Source organism: Pseudorhodoferax sp. LjRoot39 (assembly GCF_964253035.1).
GTDB lineage: Bacteria > Pseudomonadota > Gammaproteobacteria > Burkholderiales > Burkholderiaceae_C > Pseudorhodoferax.
The window spans coordinates 559,737-576,971 of record NZ_CAXUQL020000001.1; the positions used below are offsets into that span (position 1 = coordinate 559,737).

The following is a 17,235-nucleotide window of genomic DNA, read 5'->3' on the forward strand; positions in this document are numbered from 1 at the left end:
CACCCATCCGAGAACCCCCATGCACCAGCACACCACCTCCCTGCTCGCGGCCCTGACCGCCGCCGTCCTGCTGTCGGCCTGCGCCGGCGGCGCACCCCAGGCAGCTGCCACGGCCCGGAACCAGCCGGCACGCCCCGCGGGCGGCCATGGCCTGGACGCCTTCCTGGGCAGCTACGACGCCAACCGCGACGGCCAGGTCACGCGCGCCGAGTTCGACGCCATCCGACTGCAACGCTTCAAGGCCGCCGACGCCAACGGCGACGGCTGGCTGAGCGAGGCCGAATATGTGGCCGAGTTCGAAGGCCGGCTCAAGCGCCAGTACTTCGACCAAGGCCGCCAGCCCGACGCGGCCTACGAGAACAACATCAAGCAGGCGCACACCCGCTTCGGCATCGTCAACCGCGCACGCGACGGCAAGTTCACCTGGGCCGAAGACCAGGCGATCGCCGACAAGACCTTCACCGGCCTGGACACCAACGGCGACGGCGTCGTCTCCAAGGCCGACCCGCAGCGCCCGCGCGAGCAACGCGCTGACAACGACTGAGCCTGCGGCCATGGCACCCACCGCAGCACGCCATGCCTGGCTCGCCGGCACGGCCCTGACGCTGGCCACCGGGCCGGCGGTCGCGGGCGCGCTGACGCTGCAGCTCACGCTGCCGGCGATCGACACCGCCGCCTACTACCGGCCCTACCTGGCCGCCTGGATCGAGGAGGCCGGCGAGGACAAGGCCGTGGTCGGCACGCTGGCCGTCTGGTACGACACGCGGCTGCGCGACAACGGCGGCCGTGGCTGGCTGCGCAACCTGCGCAGCTGGTGGCGCGTGACGGGCGAGCAGCTGGCACTGCCGGCCGACGGCGTCAGCGGCGCCACGCGCCCGGCCGGCACCCACACCCTGCAGTTCAGCGACGCCAGCGGTGCACTCGCCGGCCTGCCGGCCGGCCACTACCAGCTGGCCATCGAAGTCGCGCGTGAAAAGGGTGGGCGCGAACTCGTGCGCCTGCCCTTCGCCTGGGGCGGCGGCGCGCAGAGCGCCGAGGCCCAGGGCAGCAAGGAGCTCGGCCCCGTCCATTTGCGCGTCGCACCGTGAACACCACACCAGGAACATCCGCCATGAAATCCATCCTCTCCTTCTCCCTGGCCGTGCTGGCCGCGGCCACCATGACGGCCTGCGGCACCACGGCACCGCCCGCCACGCAGAGCGCGCCCTACCAAACCGTGCAAGCCGCGCAGATCCAGCGCGCGGCCGTCGCGCCCTCGCTCTACGAGCTGGCCTACTCGGCGCGCCAGAACGCCGTGTTCGTGGCCTCCTCGGGCGGCTTCGGCGACGGCGCCGGCCCGAGCAAGGTGCTGCGCCTCGATCCCAGGACGCTGGCCGTGCAGGCCGAGATCGCGCTGCCGCTGCGCGGCTTCGGCGTGGTGCTGGACGACGCCGCCGACCGGCTCTACGTGGGCAACACCACCGAGGGCTCGGTCACCGTGGTCGACACCGCCAGCAACCAGGTCGTCAAGACCGTCGCGCTGATGGACAAGGTCCAGGGCGCGGACGGCAAGCTGAAGTTCGCGCACCACTTGCGCGAACTCGTGCTCGATCCGGCCAACGGCCGCCTCTACGCGCCGGGCCTGAGTTCGGACGGCAGCGCGCTGTACGTGATGAACACGCGCACGCTGGCGCTGGAGAAGGTCGTTCCGGGCCTGGGCCCGGTCGCCACCGGCATCGCGCTGGACGCGGCAAGCAACCGCCTGTTCGTCTCCAACCTGCGCGGCGGCCTGGTCGAGATCGACACGCGCACCCTGGCCATCGCCAAGAGCCACAGCCCGGGCGCCGACCAGGTGCTGAACCTGGCCTACGACGCGCAGGCCAGGCGCCTGTACGGCACCGACCAGGGCCTGGCCAGCATCAGCGAACGCCGCCAGAAGGCCGAGCCCGGCTTCGTGCCCACGCCGGGCAACCGCGTCGTCGTGCTCGACCCGGCCACGGCGCGCATCACGGCCAGCCTGCCCACCGGCGAGGGCCCGATCGCGCCGCTGCTGGACGCCCCCCGCCAGCGTCTGTACGTGACCAACCGCGGCGGCGGCAGCGTCAGCGTGTTCGACACCGCCAGCCAGAAGCTGCTGCAGACCATCGCCCTGCCCTCGCACCCCAACAGCCTGGCGCTGGACAGCCGCAACAACGTGCTCTACGTGACCGTGAAGAACGGCCGCAACGACGCCAAGGGCAGCCACGAGAGCGTGGTGCGCATACAGCTGTGAAGTCACCCCCGTTTGGACTTCTCACTGCGTGTAGAAGCCCCATCCCCCCTCCAGGGGGCGCCGCCAGCGGCCGGGCAAGCCCGTTCCGCGGCGTCTGCTGGCATGGCCTGCTGCGCGGCCGGTCGAGCAGCGGCTTGCGACCCGGTTTCGTGCTGTGTGGGTGGCGCGCCTGCGCCATGGACAGCTGACATGCGCGCGTTCTGGCTGCGCCAGCTGCACAGCTGGCACTGGATCTCGGCCGCGCTGAGCCTGGCCGGCATGCTGCTGTTCGCCGTGACGGGCCTCACGCTCAACCACGCCAGCAGCCTGCCGGCCAGCCCCAGCCGACAGGAGCGCCAGGCCGACGTGCCCGCGCGGCTGCAGGCCGCGCTGCAGGCGCTGCCCGCTGGCGGCGACCAGCCCGTGCCGCCGGCCCTGGTGCACTGGGCGGCCGACACCTTCGCCATCGACATCGCCGGCCTGCCGGCCGAGGTCGATGCCGACGAGGTCTTCGTCACCGTGCCTCGACCCGGCGGCGAAGGCACGCTGCGCCTGGACCGCGCCAAGGCCAGCGCCAGCTACACCGTCACCAGCCGCGGCTGGGTGGCCTACTTCAACGACCTGCACAAGGGCCGCCACGCGGGCCAGGTCTGGTTCTGGTTCATCGACTGCATGGCGGCCAGCTGCATCGTGTTCACGCTGACGGGCTTCGCGCTGCTCTGGATGCATGGCCGCGCCCAGCCGTCGACCTGGCCGCTGACCGGGCTGAGCCTGCTGGCCCCGGTGCTGATCGCGCTGCTGTTCGTGCATGGCTGAGAACGTCTTCGTGCCGGCCGAGACCGATGCAGACCTGCCAGCCGTGCCCGCACCGGGCTGGCCCTTGCACCGCCTGGCCGGCACCAGCATGGGCACGCACTGGTCGGTGCAGGCCTATGCGCCCCCTGGCGTGGGCGCCGCGCAGCTGCACGCCGCCACCGTGCGCGAGCTCGACCACGCGATCGCGCTGTTCAGCACCTGGCACGCGCACAGCGAGGTGGCGCGCTGCAACGCCGCACCGGCCGGCCGCTGGCGCTTCTCCCCGGCCTGCTGGGCGCTGGTGGCCGACAGCCTGGCCTGGGCCGAGGCCAGCGGCGGCGCGGTCGATCCCACGCTCGGTGCGCTGGTGGACCTGTGGGGCTTCGGCCCCGGTGGGCCACGCCCCGCGCACGCCCCGCTGCCCACCCAGGACGAGATCGCCACCGCGCTGCAGGCCAGCGGCTGGCAGCGCGTGCGGCTTGACGCCGCGCAACGCACGCTGCACAAGCCGGCCGGCCTGCGGCTGGATTTCAGCGGCATCGCCAAGGGCTGGGCCGTGGACCGGGTCTCGGCCCGGCTGGAGCGCGAGGGCGTGCGCGCCCACCTCGTGGAGATCGGTGGCGAGCTCAAGGCGCGCGGCCTCAAGCCCGACCTGCAGCCCTGGTGGGTGACGCTGGAGGGCGGTCCGCGCAGCCTGCTCGCGCTGGTCGACATGGCCGTGGCCACCTCGGGCGACGCCCACCGGCATTTCGCGCACGGCGGCCGGCGCTACACCCACACCCTCGATGGCCGCACCGGCTGGCCCGTGGCGCATGGCACCACGGCCGTCACCGTGCTGCATGCCGATGCCGTGCAGGCCGACGCGCAGGCCACGGCCTTGACCGTGTTGCCGCCGGCCGATGCGCTGGCCTGGGCCGAGCGGCAAGGCCTGGCCGTGCTGGTCACGCTGCGCACCGAGGACGGCTTGCACCAACACATGAGCACCTCCATGGCGGCCATGCTGGAGAGCGGCTCTTGACCGCTGATACTGCACGCTGGGCCTGGGCCTTGCTGGCTTGCACCGCCTGGCTCGGCCTGCTGGTGCTGCCGCTGCGCCAGCAGTGGCGCACCTGGCGCAACACACGAACCCTGCCGGCCGAGGCGCCACTGCTGATCGCCTACGCCAGCCAGAGCGGCTTCGGCGCGCAGCTGGCCGAAGACCTGGCCCGCACGCTGGCCGCGCACGGCTGCCCGGCCCAGGCCCGGCCGCTGCAGCGCATCCGCGCCGAAGACCTCGCCGCGGCCGAACGCATGCTGTTCATCGCCAGCACCACGGGCGCGGGCGACGCACCCGACAACGCGGGCGCCTTCGTCACGCGCGTGATGCAAGGCACGCGCCGGCTGCAGCGATTGCAGTACGGCCTGCTGGCGCTGGGAGACAGCAGCTACGCCGGCTTTTGCCGCTTCGGCCGCGAGCTCGACGCCTGGCTGCGCGCCGCGGGCGCCACGCCGGCCTTCGCGCGCGTCGAGGCCGATGGCGGCAACGCTGCCGCGCTGGCCAGCTGGGGGCAGGCCGTCGCGCGGTTCACGGGCTGCAGCCCGGACACCGCAGCCACCGCGTCGGCCACCCAGCGCTGGGCGCTTGCGCAGCGCAGCGTGCTCAACCCCGGCAGCCCTGGCGCGCCGATCCACCGCATCGTGCTGCAGCCGCTGGACCCGGCCCCGCACTGGCAGGCCGGCGACATCGCCCGCATCCACGTGCCCGGCCAGCCCGCCGCCTGGCGCGACTACACGCTGGCCTCGCTGCCGCATGAGCGCGAGGTCCAGCTGCTCGTGCGCGAAGCCCGGCGCGCCGACGGCCAGCGCGGCCTGGGCTCGGGCTGGCTGGGCCATGGCCTGGCCATCGGCGGCGAGGTCCGCGTGCAGATCCGCCGCAACAGCGGCTTCCATGGCCCCGACGCGGCCACGCCCCTGGTGCTGGTCGGCAACGGCACGGGCCTGGCCGGCCTGGCCGTGCACCTGAAGGAGCGCGAGAGCGCGCAGCAGGCCAGCCAGATCATCGGCCCGGCCTGGCTGCTGTTCGGCGAACGCACGCGCCGCTGCGACGCGCTGTGCGATGGGGCACTGCAGGCCTGGCTGGCCAGCGGCGTGCTGCAGCGGCTGGACCGCGCCTTCTCGCGCGACGCCGATGCGCCGGCGCGCTACGTGCAGGAGCTGCTGGGCCTGCACGGCGCCCTGCTGCGCGACTGGCTGGCGCGCGGCGCGGCCATCTACGTCTGCGGCCAGCGCGACGGCATGGCGCAGGGCGTGGACGCGGCCCTGCGCGCGCTGCTGGGCGACGCCGCGCTGGCGCAGCTGGCAGCGGACGGGCGCTACCGGCGCGACGTGTACTGAAGCCCCGCCCCCGTCACATGCCCCAGAACCCGGGCCGCGCGTACTGCGCCTTCAGGAAGTCCAGCCACAACCGCACCCGCAGCGGCAGGTGCTTGCGCTGCGGGAACACCGCGTAGATGCCGTTGGGCGGCGCGGCGAACTCGTCGAGCACGGGCACCAGCAGGCCGGCGGCGATCTCGGCCTCCACCTCCCAGGTGCTGCGCCAGGCGATGCCGTAGCCGGCCAGGCACCAGTCGTGCAGCACCTGGCCGTCCGAGCAATCCAGCGGGCCGCCGGGCTTCAAGTGCACTACCTCGTGCGTGCCGCCCGCGCCTGGCATCGCGAAGGCCCAGCCGCGCGTCTGCGAAGCGTCGCTGGACAGGGTCAGGCAGGCGAAGCGCGGCAGGTCCGAAGGATGGCGCGGCGTGCCGTGGCGGCGCAGGAACTCCTGGGTCGCCACGCAGCGGCGCCGGTTGTCGGCCAGCCGCAGGCTGACCAGCGAGGAGTCGGGCAGGTCGCCCACGCGCACGGCGCAGTCGAAGCTCTCGCCGGTCAGGTCGACCAGGCGGTCGCTCAGGTTCAGCGAGATCGTCACCTCGGGGTGCAACTCGTGGAAGCGCGGCACCAGGGGCGCCACATGGCGGCGGCCGAAGCCGGCCGGCGCCGTCACGCGCAGGTGGCCGCTGGCCTTGACGCCGCCAGCGCCCACGCTGGCCTCGGCATTGGCCAGTTCGACCAGCAGGCGCTGGCAATCCTCCAGGAAGGCCGTGCCCTCGTAGGTCAGCGTGATGCGCCGCGTGGTGCGCACCAGCAGGCGCACACCCAGCCGCCCTTCCAGCGCATCGAGCCGGCGTCCCATGACGGCCGGTGCCACGCCCTCGGCCTTGGCCGCCGCCGTCAGGCTGCCGCGCGTGGCCACGGAGACGAAGGACTCCAGCTGTTTCAGTCTGTCCATCGCGGGATTATCGAAGGCGCTGCGCGCGACCGAATCCGTGCGTCCAGCGCATCATTTGCACCTTAAATCGAACATATTTCCATTGAAATTATGTGTTAATCTGCAACAACGATTTCATTCCTGCAGAGGCCGAACGTGCAGACAGACATTCGCGACATGACGGTGGACGGCTTGCTCCAGATGCACGATCTGGTGTCCGAAGACCTCGCGGCGGTGCGCAAGCTGGGTGCCTGCGTGCTGCCCCGGCTCAACGAGTACGGCGAGCTCTTCTACCGCTGGATCGCCGACCTGCCCGAGTACCAGATCGTCTTTACGAGCCCGGAGATCACGGCCCACGCGCGTGCTGAACAGCTGCAGTACTGGCGCCGTACCTTCGCCGCCGAGGTGGACGACCGCTACGTGGCCGAGCGCCGCCACGTGGGCGCCACGCACGCGCGCATCGGGCTGTCGCTGCCGAGCTACTTCGCGGCCATGAACTACTCGTTCGTGCTGCTGACCAAGACGCTGTACGACGGCCAGCTCAGCAACGCCGACTACCTGGTGGCGCTGCAGGCGTTCACCAAGCTGATGCACTTCGACATCACGATCGTGGCCGACACCTATTCGCGCCTGATCAACGAGCGCATCGCCAAGCAGAGCCAGGCGCTGCTGGAGATGTCCACGCCGGTCACGCAGATCTGGGAAGACATCCTGATGCTGCCCGTGGTCGGCATCATCGACTCGCGCCGCGCGCAGGACCTGATGCTGACCGTGCTCAAGCGCATCAGCCAGACCCGCGCCAAGGTCTTCATCATGGACATCTCGGGCGTGGCCGTGGTCGATTCGGGCGTGGCCAACCACCTGATCAAGATCACCAAGTCCACCGGGCTCATGGGCTGCACCTCGCTGGTCTCGGGCATCTCGCCCGAGATCGCCCAGACCATGGTGAACCTGGGCTTCGACGTGAGCGAGATCTCCACCTCGGCCACGCTGCACGATGCGCTGGAGCGCGCGTTCCGCGTCATCGGCCGCACCGTGACCGAAATCTCGCGCAGCTGAGCGCCCCGCCATGGATCCGGTCGAGGAGACGCGCGTCCCGGTCTCGATGATCGGCAAGGTCGTGTTCGCCTCGCTGCAGATCGACCCGCACCCGCAGTTGCTGGAATGGCTGCGCGAAGACCTGGCGCGCCGCGTGGTGCACAGCCGGGCCACGCGCGTGCTGCTCGACCTGTCGGGCCTGGTCACGCTGGACGAGCACGAGTACGCCCACCTCGTCACCACGGCCAGCATGCTCAAGCTGCTGGGCGCCAGCACCGTGCTGGTGGGCATGCGCCCGGGGACCGTGGCCGCGCTGGCGGCGCTGGACGCCGACCTCTCGGCCGTGCCCGGCGCTTGCGACGTGGCGCAGGGCCTGGCCCTGAAGACCGGGGACTGAGCATGCACGCGGACCAGGGCGTGCAGCGCCAGCGCATCCACATTGGGGGCGAGGCCGACGTCTACAACGCCGCCATGCTGGCCTACGCGCTGGTGCAGCAGGCCGGCGCGCGCACGCTGCTGGCCACCGAGGCGGCCACGGTGGTGTCCGAACTGGGCATGAACATCGTCAAGTACGCCGGCCGCGGCAGCGTGACCGTGAGCCTGCAGGCCAGCCCGCGCGCCTACGTGGAGGTGCAGGCGGAAGACCGCGGCCCCGGCATCGCCGACCTGGCGCTGGCGCTGACCGAGAGCTACAGCAGCCGCGGCACGCTGGGCCTGGGCCTGCCCGGCGTGCGGCGCATGTCCGACCAGTTCGACATCCGCTCGGACCCCGGTGCCGGCACCCGTGTGCGCGCGTTGCGTTGGCTGCAGGACGCCCCGGCGCGCGCACTCGACCGCATCGACGCCGCGCCGCGCAGCGCAGACGCGCCCCCGCAACCCGCCGGCACGCCGCCGGGCTGGCAGTACGGCCAGGCCCGCCGCCCCTGCTACGGCGAGGTCGTCAGCGGTGATGGCTGCATGCTCCAGGCCGTGCAGCACGGCACCGTGGCCGGCATCCTGGACGTGCTGGGCCACGGCGCCGAGGCCGCCCGGCTGGCGCGCCATTGCGAGCACTGGCTGACTGCCAATGCCCACGCCGACGTGGTCGGCCTGGCCGAGGGCCTGCACGCCGAAGTGCGCGGCAGCATCGGCCTGGCGCTGACCCTGGTCTTCGTGGATGCGCAGAGCCACCAGGCGACGGTGACCGGTGTGGGCAACACGCGGCTGTTCTGCCTGCGCGTGCCCGGGCTGCGCATCGATGCGCAGCCCGGCATCGTTGGCGGCAACAACATGCCGCGCCTGCGGCCCACGCGCGTCCAGATCACGCCGCAGGACACATTGCTGCTGGCCACGGACGGCATCGAGGAGCGGCTCACCGTCGAGCAGTTGCTGCCGCTGCGCCGCCACGGCGTGCAGCACATCGCGCAGCAGGTGCTGCGCGACCACGGCAAGGACCACGACGATGCGACCTGCATGGTGCTGCGATGCCCGCCATGAAGCCTGACAGTCCCGCCGAGGCTCCCGTCGCTGGTCCATTGGGCAGCCTGCAATTCAGCGCGGCCGAGGTGAACGCCGTGCGCGCCAAGCTGCGCCTCGTGCTGCAGGCGCTGCGCGTGCCCGCCATCACGGTGGACCTGCTGCTGCCCGGCCTGTCCAGCCTGCTGCGCCGGCTGGCAGCCTTGCGCGTGGAGCAGGTCGACATCGGCTTGGCGGGCGACACGCTGTGGCTGCAGACCCGCCTCCTGGACGAGGCTCCGCAGATCGGCGGCCTGCTGGGTGCCGTGCGCACGCCCGCGGGCTGGCGCTTCGAGGCCCGCCTGCCAGGCATCGGCCAGCCCGACTGGAGCGCGCTGCGCGCGATCGTGGCGCGGCGCAGCCGCAACCAGCTGATCGACGACCTGCAGGCCCACCGCGCCAGCCTGGAGCGCGAGATCGAACGCCGCACGCGCGCGCTGTCGGCCAGCGAACTGCGCTCGCGCACGGTCATCGACGGCGCGCCGCTGGCCGTGGTGCTGATCGACCAGGAGGGCGTGGTCAAGGAGTGGAACGCCGTGGCCGAACAGACCTTCGGCCACAGCGCGGCGCGCGCCGTGGGCCGGCGCCTGCAGGCCCTGGTGCAGTTGGAGGGCGAGCCCACGCTGCCCGACATCCTGGCGCGCGGGCTGGACGCGGACGCCCGGCGCCTGACGGCCGCGCGCTTCTGGGACCTGACGGCGCTGCGCGAGGACGGCAGCCGCATCCCGGTGGAAGCCGGCATGACGGTGTTCCCGATCGACGAGGTCTGGCATGGCACGCTGTTCGCGCGCGACAGCAGCGAGCGCAAGCAGGCCGAGACCGCCATGCAGGCCGCCAAGCAGGCGGCCGAGAGCGCGGCCCAGATGAAATCGGACTTCCTGGCCAACATGAGCCACGAGATCCGCACGCCCATGAACGCCATCCTGGGCATGTCGCACCTGGTGCTCAAGGCCGACCTGGCGCCGCGCCAGCGCGAGTACGTGAGCAAGATCCAGCAGTCCGGCCAGCACCTGCTGGCCATCATCAACGACATCCTGGACTTCTCGAAGGTCGAGGCCGACAAGATGGTCGTCGAGTCGGTCGACTTCGAACTCGACCACCTGCTGGACAACGTGGCCACGCTGGTGGCCGACAAGGCCGCCGCCAAGGGGCTGGAGCTGGTGTTCGACGTGGGCCGCGACGTGCCCACCTCGCTGATCGGCGACCCGCTGCGGCTGGGCCAGGTGCTTGTGAACTACGCCAGCAACGCCATCAAATTCACCGAGAAGGGCAGCATCGACGTGGTGGTGCGCGTGCGCCAGCACGGTGCGGGCCAGGTGCTGCTGCACCTGGCGGTGCGCGACACCGGCATCGGCCTGACGCAGGACCAGCAGCAGCGCCTGTTCCAGTCGTTCCAGCAGGCCGACACCTCGACCACGCGCAAGTACGGCGGCACCGGACTGGGGCTGGCGATCTGCAAGAAGCTGGCCGTGCTGATGGGCGGCGAGGTCGGCGTGACCAGCAAGCCCGGCCAGGGCAGCACCTTCTGGTGCACGGCACGGCTGGGCCTGTCCAGCAGCAAGCCGCGGGCGCTGTCGCTGTCGGCCAAGCTGCGCGGCCTGCGCGTGCTGGTGGTCGACGACAACGACAGCGCCCGCACCGTGCTGCGCACGCTGCTGGAAGCCATGATGTTCGAGGTCGACGATGCAGCCAGCGGCAACGAGGCCCTGGCCATGCTGCGCCAGGGCGTGGAGGGCGGGCGGCCCTACGAGCTGGCCTACCTGGACTGGCAGATGCCCGAGATGGACGGCTTCGAGACGGCCCGGCGCATCCGCGCGCTGCAGCTGCCCGGCACGCTGCACATGGTCATGGTCACGGCCTACGGCCGCGAGGAGCTGTTGGCCAAGGCCGCGTCCTGCGGCATCGCCGACGTGCTCATGAAGCCCGTCAACGCCTCGGGACTGCTGGACTGCACCATGCGCGTGCTGGCCGACGGCAGCGAGCCGATGCCGGCCAACGCGGCACGGCCGGTTGCCGCGTCCACCGCGCAGCAGCTCGACCGCCTGCGCGGCGCCCATGTGCTGCTGGTGGAGGACAACGATCTCAACCAGGAGGTGGCGACGGGCCTGCTCGAAGACCTGGGCGTGCAGGTCGACATCGCCGACAACGGCGCCATCGCGCTCGACATGGTGCAACGCCGGCCCTACGACCTGGTGCTCATGGACATGCAGATGCCGGTCATGGACGGCATCACGGCCACGCTGGCGATCCGCGCCCTGGCGGATTTCGTACCGCCGCCCATCGTGGCCATGACGGCCAACGCCATGCAGGTCGACCGCGACCGCTGCGCGGCCGCCGGCATGGTCGACTTCGTGAGCAAGCCGATCGAACCCGACGACCTCGCGCGCGCGCTGCTGCGCTGGATCGCGCCGGATGCCGGGCGCGCCGCCCGGGCCGCTGCGGCGCCGCGCGCAGAGCCGGCATCGGCGCCCGCACCGGCCGCACCGCTGCAGATCGAGGGCCTGAACACGGCGGCCGGCCTGCGCCGCACGCTGGGCAAGACCGACCTGTACCTGAACCTGCTGCGCAAGTTCGAGCAGGGCCAGCAGGACGTGCCGGCACAGATCCGCAGCGCACTCGACGCCGGCGACATGGCGCTGGCGCAGCGGCTCGCGCACACGCTCAAGGGCGTGGCGGGCAACATCGGCGCCGAGACGCTGCAGGCGGCAGCCGCCGAACTCGAGCACGCGATCCGCGCACAGCATCCGCGCACCGAGATCGTCGGCCTGCTGGCGGCGGCAGAAGTGCCGCTGCGCGCCCTGCTGCAGGTGCTGGCGACGGTGCTGCGTCCGGCCGTGGCGGCCGACCCGACGGCGGCCGAGGCCCCGGTCGACACGCAGCAGTTCAAGCGCATCGGCGGCGAGCTGCGCGCGCTGCTGGCCAGCGACGACGCCGCCGCGCTGGACCTGTTGGAGCAGCACCGCGGCCTGCTGCAGCAGGTGCTGGGGCCCGACTTCGACACCATGGCCCGGGCCGCGGCCGACTTCGATTTCAGCCAGGCGCTGGAGCTGCTGGACGGCGCGCTGGCCGCTTGAGAGGGTGTATCTAAAATGATTTACCCGGCCAGCCTAGTTGCGAGCATACGCGCTTCTGCGAGCCAGACCCAGGCCACAGGCGCCCAGTTGGAGCGGTCATGGTGAGCGATCAGCCTGCGCGCACGCTCGTTCCATGCGTGGGTGCGCTCGACCACCCAGCGCTTGGCTTGCACGACGAAGCCCTTGGCTGGGGCCTCGGGCCACAGTTGCTGCTGCTCGACAACAAACGTGCCCGTCACGCGATTCGAAGGTCTGCGGACGATCTCTACGGCGATGCCATGCGTCTTCTCCAGGTCCATGGCGCACTGACCGCCGTAGGCCGAGTCTGCGTACAGCCTCTTGAGGCCCGTCACCTTGGCGCAGGCTTGGGCCACCACGGATGCGGCCCCGTCGCGATCCTGCACGCTGGCAGCCGTGACGGTCACAGCCAGCAGCAGCCCCAGCGTGTCGACCACCAAGTGGCGCTTGCGGCCCTTGACCTTTTTGCCGGCATCGAAGCCGGTGTCTCCGCCCTGCGGGGTGCTGCGCGTGCTTTGCGAATCGATGATGGCCGCCGTGGGTTCGGGTGCCTTGCCCACGCGGTCGCGCCACTGTTGGCGCAACCGGTCGTGCATGGCCTCGAAGGTGCCGGCGCGTGCCCAGCCGCGAAAGGCCGAGTACACCGCACGCCAAGGCGGAAAGTTGCCGGGCAGCAAGCGCCACGCGCAGCCGGTGCGCACGATGTACATGCAGGCGTTGGCAATGTCGCGGCGCGCGTGCGTGATCGGCTTGCCGCGCCCACCTTCGCGCTCAAACAGGTCATGCACGAGAGCCCACTCGGCATCGGTCAGGTCCGTGTTCATGCCGCCAGGCTTGGCTTGCCGGCGGTGCGCTGTCGTGTAGCCGTAGCGCTGCGGAGCCGAGCCCTGGACCGCCGCACGCGTGCTGGCGCCGCGAGGCGGGCGCACGCGCTTGACTCCCGCCTTCTTCAGCGCCTTGCGAATCGTCGCCGAGCAGACATCGATGCCCGTGTGGCGAACGAACTCGCGGGTGAGCTCATCCATCGACGACTGCGGCATGCGCAGCGCCAGCTCCACCAATGCGCGCAGGTCCTGCGCTTGCAGCAGTGCTGGCCTGCCGGGTTGCTTCTTGCTCGTCCCCGTGTCCACTCGTCACCTCCTGCGCTCCCAGAACCGAGAGGGCGCGCAGGGTATTTTAATTCAGATACACCCTCTGAGCCGGATCAGTCGGCCGTCGCGCCCGAGGCCTTCACGGCCACGCCCCACTTGGTGATCTCGCTGGCGATGAAGCGGTCGAACTCCGGGCCGGTGGTAGGGGCCGACTCGGAGCCGCGGTCGCGCATGAACTTCACCATCGTCTCGCTGCGCAGGATCTCGACCACCTCCTGGTTCAGCCGCGCCAGGATCTCGGCCGGCGTGCCGTGGGGTGCCATCAGGCCCAGCCAGCCCACGGCCTCGAAGTCCTTGAGCCCGGCCACGCCGGTCTCACGCACGGCCGGTACATCGGGCAGTTGGCTGGAGCGTGTGGCCGATGTCACGGCCAGTGGCACGGCGCGGCCGGCCTGGATGTTGGCCAGCGCGGCGGTGACCGAATCGACCATCAGCGGCACCTGGTTTCCCAGGAAGTCGGCCTGGGCCGGACCGCTGCCGCGGTAGGGGATGTGGGTGATGAACACGCCGGCCTGGGCCTTGAGCATCTCGCCCGACAGATGCTGCGAGCCGCCGATGCCGGCGCTGGCGTAGTTGAGCCGGCCCGGTGCGGCCTTGGCCTGATCCACCATCTGGCGCAGCGTCTTGATGCCCGAGGCCGGCGTGGCCAGAAACACCAGCGGCACCTTGGCAATCAGCGAGATGCCGACCAGGTCTTTGGCGGGGTCGTAGCTGAGCTTCTTGTACAGCGTCTGGTTCACGGCCATGGCGCTGCCCGCGATCAGCAAGGTGTAGCCGTCGGGCGTGGCGCGCGCCACCATCTCGGTGCCGATGTTGCTGCCCGCGCCGGCCTTGTTGTCGACCACGATGGGCTGGCCCAGGCACTTGCCGAGCTGTTCGGCCAGCGCGCGCGCAAAGATGTCGGAGGCCTGGCCCGGCGGGAAGGGCACAACCAGGCGGATCGGCTTGTCGGGCCAGGCCGCGTGGGCCAGCGGCGCGAGCACGGACAGGGCGAGGCCGGCCAACAGGCTGCGGCGGAGCAAGGGAATGCGCATGGTGTGGGTCTCCAGATCTGAAAAGAAAAAAGCGCAGGAGCGTCGCCGCCCCTGCGCTTGTCGTCGGTGGCTCAGGCCAGGTGCTTGCCGAGGATGCCTGCCAGCTCGAACATGGTCGCGCTGGACTTGCCGAACACCGCCTGCAGCGCGGCATCGGCCTGGATGCTGCGCTTGTCCTTGGGATCCTGCAGGCCCTTGGCTTTGATGTAGTCCCACAGCTTCTTGGTGGCCTCGGTGCGCAGCACGGGGGTGTCGCCGATCACGGCGGCCAGTGCCGCGCTGGGCTTGAGGCCCGTGCCGGCGGCGGCCTTGCGCGGGGTCTTGATCGCGGCCGTCTTGGTCGCCGGCGCCTTCTTCGCGGCTGCGGCCTTCTTGGCCGGCGCCGCCTTCTTGGCGGCGAACGCCCCACCCTTGCGCGGCGGGAACTTGGAGTCGCGCGGCTCGAACTCGAAGGTCACCTTGCCCTCGTCCTTGTTCCAGGCCAGGAAGGCCTTGAAGCTGCGCCGCGTGCGCATGCTCACGAACTTGTCGAGCAGGTCGGTCTTGCCTTCGGCCAGGAGCTTCTTCACCTGGGCCTCGTCCACCGGTTGCTGCAGGATGACCTTGCCGGTCTTGAAGTCGCAGGTCGGCTGGGGCTGCTCGGCCGTGGGCACGGAGTGCGCGCAGATGTAGTTGCTGCCGAACTCGAACACGCCAGCGCCGCACTTGGGGCAGTTCCCCAGTTTGGCCTGGCCGCTGAAGTCGACGATCTCGCCGGTCTCGGCCGGATCCTTGGCGTCGTCGCCGAAGTCGAACTCCAGCTTCCAGTTCTTGTCGTCCTCGCTGAAGGCCAGGCGGATCTCGGCCACGAAGGGCCAGCCGGCCTTGGAACGGAAGCCCTCCAGCGGGCCGATGTGCTTGTCGCGCACCAGGGCCTCGGCCTCGGCGATCTCGAAGGTGCGGCCAGCCGGCGACTTGGTGAACGAGAAGCCGCAGGCGCCGTCGCCACTGCCCTTGGGGCCGGTGCAGGTGTAGCGGCGGTAGTTTTCCTTGACCACGCCGCCGCAATTCGGGCAGGGCGCAGCCAGCGTGGCGTAGTCGCCCGGCACGGTGTCGCGGTCGTACTCCTTGGCCTTCTTGACGATGTGCTCGGTCATCTGCGCGATCTCGCGCATGAAGGCGTCGCGCGAGAGCGCGCCCTTCTCCATCTGGGCCAGCTTGTATTCCCACTCGCCCGTGAGCTCGGCCTTGGACAGTTCCTCCACGCCCAGGCCGCGCAGCAAGGTCATGAGCTGGAAGGCCTTGGCCGTAGGGATCAGCTCGCGGCCCTCGCGCAGCATGTACTTCTCGTTGAGCAGGCCTTCGATGATGGCCGCGCGCGTGGCCGGTGTGCCCAGGCCCTTCTCCTGCATGGCCTCGCGCAGCTCCTCGTCGTCGATGAGCTTGCCCGCGCCTTCCATGGCGCCCAGCAGCGTGGCTTCGCTGTAGCGTGCCGGGGGGCGGGTGCGCAGACCCTTGGCCTCGGCCGAGGCCACCTGCACGGTCTCGCCCGGCTGCACGGGTACCAGGCGCTTGCCGCCTTCCTTCTCGTCGTCCTCGCCCTCGGCTTCCTTGCCGTAAATGGCCATCCAGCCCGGCTTGACCAGCACCTTGCCGTCGGAACGGAAGGCGTATTTTTTGCCCTGCGTCTCGACGGTGGAGATGCGCGTGGTGACCTGGAACTCCGCGCTCGGGAAGAACACCGACAGGAAGCGCCGCACGACGAAGTCGTACAGCTTCTGCTCGGCGTCCGACAGGCCGCTCGGTGCCTGCAGCGTGGGGATGATGGCGAAGTGGTCCGACACCTTTGCGTTGTCGAACACGCGCTTGCTGGGCTTCACGTAGCCGCCGTCGATGGCCTGCTTGGCGAACGGCGCCAGGTGCTTCATGCCGCTCGTGGCCAGCATCTTCATGGTGTCCTTGACCACGGGCAGGTAGTCCTCGGGCAGCGCGCGCGAGTCGGTCCGCGGGTAGGTCAGGGCCTTGTGGCGCTCGTACAGGCTCTGCGCCAGCGCCAGCGTGGTCTTGGCCGAGAAGCCGAAGCGGCTGTTGGCCTCGCGCTGCAGCGAGGTCAGGTCGAACAGCAGGCCGCTGGCCTGGGTCGTGGGCTTGCTCTCCTCCGTCACCGTGGCGGGCTGGCCGCGCACGGCCTCGGCGATGGCCTGGGCGTCGCGTGCGTTCCAGACGCGGTCGGCCCGCTGCTCGGGGTCGGGCTCGCCATTGGGCAGCAGCGGCGCGCTGGCCTTCTTGAAGGCTGGGTCGAAGTACTTGCCGGGGTACTGGCCTGCCTGGGCGTCGAACAGGCCACGGATTTCCCAGTAGTCGCGGCTCACGAACTTGCGGATCTGCTCCTCGCGCTCGACCACCACCGACAGCGTGGGCGTCTGCACGCGGCCGACCGTGGTCAGGAAGAAGCCACCGTCGCGCGAATTGAAGGCCGTCATGGCCCGCGTGCCATTGATGCCGACCAGCCAGTCGGCCTCGGAGCGCGAACGCGCGGCATCGGCCAGGCCCTGCATCTGCTGCTCGCTGCGCAGGCGGTCGAAGCCGTCGCGGATGGCCTGCGGCGTCATGGACTGCAACCACAGGCGCTTGATCGGCTTGCCCAGCGGCTTGGCACCACCGGCGTACTGCTCGATCAGGCGGAAGATCAGCTCGCCCTCGCGGCCCGCGTCACAGGCGTTCACGAGCGCGGTGACGTCCTTGCGCTTGGCCTGCTTGACGACCGCGTTCAAGCGCGACTTGGTCTTGTCCACGGGCTTGAGATCGAAGTGCGGCGGGATCACGGGCAGGTGCGCGAAGCTCCACTTGCCGCGCTTGACGTCGTACTGCTCGGGCGCCTGGATTTCCACCAAATGACCTACAGCGCTGGTCACGACGTAGCCGTCGCTCTCGAAATGGTCGTCGTGCTTGTCGAATTTGCCGGCCACCGGGGTGAGTGCGCGCACGATGTCCTGCGCCACCGACGGCTTTTCGGCGATCACCAAGGTCTTGGTCATATAGAAACTCTGCGATGTCCTGGTATGGCGCTGACCGACGGGCATGCCGGCCGAGCGCCTTCAAAATTTTGCCGAATGTAATTCAGTGCGCCGCAGGC

Annotated in this window: 14 protein-coding genes; 10 read left to right on the forward strand and 4 right to left on the reverse strand. The window is 70.7% G+C overall.

All coding sequences use genetic code 11. The annotated features are described in order from the left end of the window. Nucleotides 1-19 precede the first annotated feature (19 nt). From ACSQ4M_RS02620 to ACSQ4M_RS02645, 6 genes are all read left to right on the forward strand, one after another. Entirely contained in the window at nucleotides 20-544 is a 525-nt protein-coding gene (locus ACSQ4M_RS02620) for a hypothetical protein (protein WP_436188122.1), read from the forward strand. A gap of 10 nt (nucleotides 545-554) precedes the next feature. Then, nucleotides 555-1,088, forward strand: a complete 534-nt coding sequence (locus ACSQ4M_RS02625; protein ID WP_436188123.1) for a DUF2271 domain-containing protein — start codon at nucleotides 555-557, stop codon at nucleotides 1,086-1,088. Nucleotides 1,089-1,111: 23 nt separating this feature from the next. Further along, on the forward strand, nucleotides 1,112-2,251 hold the full coding sequence (locus ACSQ4M_RS02630; protein ID WP_436188124.1) for a YncE family protein: 1,140 nt from the start codon (nucleotides 1,112-1,114) through the stop codon (nucleotides 2,249-2,251). A 189-nt stretch (nucleotides 2,252-2,440) separates the two neighbouring features. Next, nucleotides 2,441-3,046 carry a PepSY-associated TM helix domain-containing protein gene (locus ACSQ4M_RS02635; RefSeq protein WP_436188125.1) on the forward strand — a complete coding sequence of 202 codons (606 nt, stop codon included), beginning with the start codon at nucleotides 2,441-2,443 and terminating at the stop codon, nucleotides 3,044-3,046. Then, nucleotides 3,039-4,043 (forward strand): FAD:protein FMN transferase, encoded by a 1,005-nt coding sequence (locus ACSQ4M_RS02640; RefSeq protein ID WP_436188126.1) that lies wholly within the window; start codon nucleotides 3,039-3,041, stop codon nucleotides 4,041-4,043. The genes ACSQ4M_RS02635 and ACSQ4M_RS02640 overlap by 8 nt, the downstream gene beginning before the upstream one ends. Next, nucleotides 4,040-5,398 (forward strand): sulfite reductase subunit alpha, encoded by a 1,359-nt coding sequence (locus ACSQ4M_RS02645; protein WP_436188127.1) that lies wholly within the window; start codon nucleotides 4,040-4,042, stop codon nucleotides 5,396-5,398. Before ACSQ4M_RS02640 ends, ACSQ4M_RS02645 begins: the two co-directional genes overlap by 4 nt. Nucleotides 5,399-5,411: 13 nt before the next feature. On the opposite strand, the gene ACSQ4M_RS02650 is transcribed toward ACSQ4M_RS02645, so the two are convergent. Beyond that, complete coding sequence (locus ACSQ4M_RS02650) at nucleotides 5,412-6,332, reverse strand: LysR family transcriptional regulator (protein ID WP_436188128.1); 921 nt, start codon at nucleotides 6,330-6,332, stop codon at nucleotides 5,412-5,414. A gap of 135 nt (nucleotides 6,333-6,467) precedes the next feature. On the opposite strand from ACSQ4M_RS02650, the gene ACSQ4M_RS02655 reads away from it, so the two are divergent. Genes ACSQ4M_RS02655 through ACSQ4M_RS02670 form a run of 4 tightly spaced genes read left to right on the forward strand, consistent with a single transcriptional unit; the run spans nucleotide 6,468 to nucleotide 11,917 of the window. After that, nucleotides 6,468-7,370 (forward strand): protoglobin domain-containing protein, encoded by a 903-nt coding sequence (locus tag ACSQ4M_RS02655; protein WP_436188129.1) that lies wholly within the window; start codon nucleotides 6,468-6,470, stop codon nucleotides 7,368-7,370. A gap of 10 nt (nucleotides 7,371-7,380) precedes the next feature. Beyond that, nucleotides 7,381-7,746 (forward strand): STAS domain-containing protein, encoded by a 366-nt coding sequence (locus tag ACSQ4M_RS02660; RefSeq protein ID WP_056655445.1) that lies wholly within the window; start codon nucleotides 7,381-7,383, stop codon nucleotides 7,744-7,746. Between the two features lie 2 nt (nucleotides 7,747-7,748). Further along, on the forward strand, nucleotides 7,749-8,825 hold the full coding sequence (locus ACSQ4M_RS02665) for an ATP-binding protein (protein WP_436188130.1): 1,077 nt from the start codon (nucleotides 7,749-7,751) through the stop codon (nucleotides 8,823-8,825). Further along, complete coding sequence (locus tag ACSQ4M_RS02670; RefSeq protein WP_436188131.1) at nucleotides 8,822-11,917, forward strand: response regulator; 3,096 nt, start codon at nucleotides 8,822-8,824, stop codon at nucleotides 11,915-11,917. The genes ACSQ4M_RS02665 and ACSQ4M_RS02670 overlap by 4 nt, the downstream gene beginning before the upstream one ends. Before the next feature lie 20 nt (nucleotides 11,918-11,937). Here the strand turns inward: ACSQ4M_RS02670 and ACSQ4M_RS02675 are convergent, their stop codons facing one another. From ACSQ4M_RS02675 to ACSQ4M_RS02685, 3 genes are all read right to left on the reverse strand, one after another. After that, nucleotides 11,938-13,065, reverse strand: coding sequence for an IS5 family transposase (locus ACSQ4M_RS02675; RefSeq protein WP_436188132.1), 1,128 nt, complete (start codon nucleotides 13,063-13,065; stop codon nucleotides 11,938-11,940). A 74-nt stretch (nucleotides 13,066-13,139) separates the two neighbouring features. Beyond that, nucleotides 13,140-14,120, reverse strand: coding sequence for a Bug family tripartite tricarboxylate transporter substrate binding protein (locus tag ACSQ4M_RS02680; protein WP_436188133.1), 981 nt, complete (start codon nucleotides 14,118-14,120; stop codon nucleotides 13,140-13,142). Between the two features lie 71 nt (nucleotides 14,121-14,191). Continuing rightward, on the reverse strand, nucleotides 14,192-17,137 hold the full coding sequence (locus tag ACSQ4M_RS02685; protein WP_436188134.1) for a DNA topoisomerase III: 2,946 nt from the start codon (nucleotides 17,135-17,137) through the stop codon (nucleotides 14,192-14,194). Nucleotides 17,138-17,235 lie beyond the last annotated feature (98 nt).

Bases quoted from the DNA above. Each gene is read 5' to 3' on its own strand.
- ACSQ4M_RS02620 (WP_436188122.1), top strand. From the start codon at position 20: ATGCACCAGCACACCACCTCCCTGCTCGCGGCCCTGACCGCCGCCGTC.
- ACSQ4M_RS02625 (WP_436188123.1), top strand. From the start codon at position 555: ATGGCACCCACCGCAGCACGCCATGCCTGGCTCGCCGGCACGGCCCTG.
- ACSQ4M_RS02630 (WP_436188124.1), top strand. From the start codon at position 1,112: ATGAAATCCATCCTCTCCTTCTCCCTGGCCGTGCTGGCCGCGGCCACC.
- ACSQ4M_RS02635 (WP_436188125.1), top strand. From the start codon at position 2,441: ATGCGCGCGTTCTGGCTGCGCCAGCTGCACAGCTGGCACTGGATCTCG.
- ACSQ4M_RS02640 (WP_436188126.1), top strand. From the start codon at position 3,039: ATGGCTGAGAACGTCTTCGTGCCGGCCGAGACCGATGCAGACCTGCCA.
- ACSQ4M_RS02650 (WP_436188128.1), bottom strand. From the start codon at position 6,332: ATGGACAGACTGAAACAGCTGGAGTCCTTCGTCTCCGTGGCCACGCGC.
- ACSQ4M_RS02660 (WP_056655445.1), top strand. From the start codon at position 7,381: ATGGATCCGGTCGAGGAGACGCGCGTCCCGGTCTCGATGATCGGCAAG.
- ACSQ4M_RS02665 (WP_436188130.1), top strand. From the start codon at position 7,749: ATGCACGCGGACCAGGGCGTGCAGCGCCAGCGCATCCACATTGGGGGC.
- ACSQ4M_RS02670 (WP_436188131.1), top strand. From the start codon at position 8,822: ATGAAGCCTGACAGTCCCGCCGAGGCTCCCGTCGCTGGTCCATTGGGC.
- ACSQ4M_RS02680 (WP_436188133.1), bottom strand. From the start codon at position 14,120: ATGCGCATTCCCTTGCTCCGCCGCAGCCTGTTGGCCGGCCTCGCCCTG.
- ACSQ4M_RS02685 (WP_436188134.1), bottom strand. From the start codon at position 17,137: ATGACCAAGACCTTGGTGATCGCCGAAAAGCCGTCGGTGGCGCAGGAC.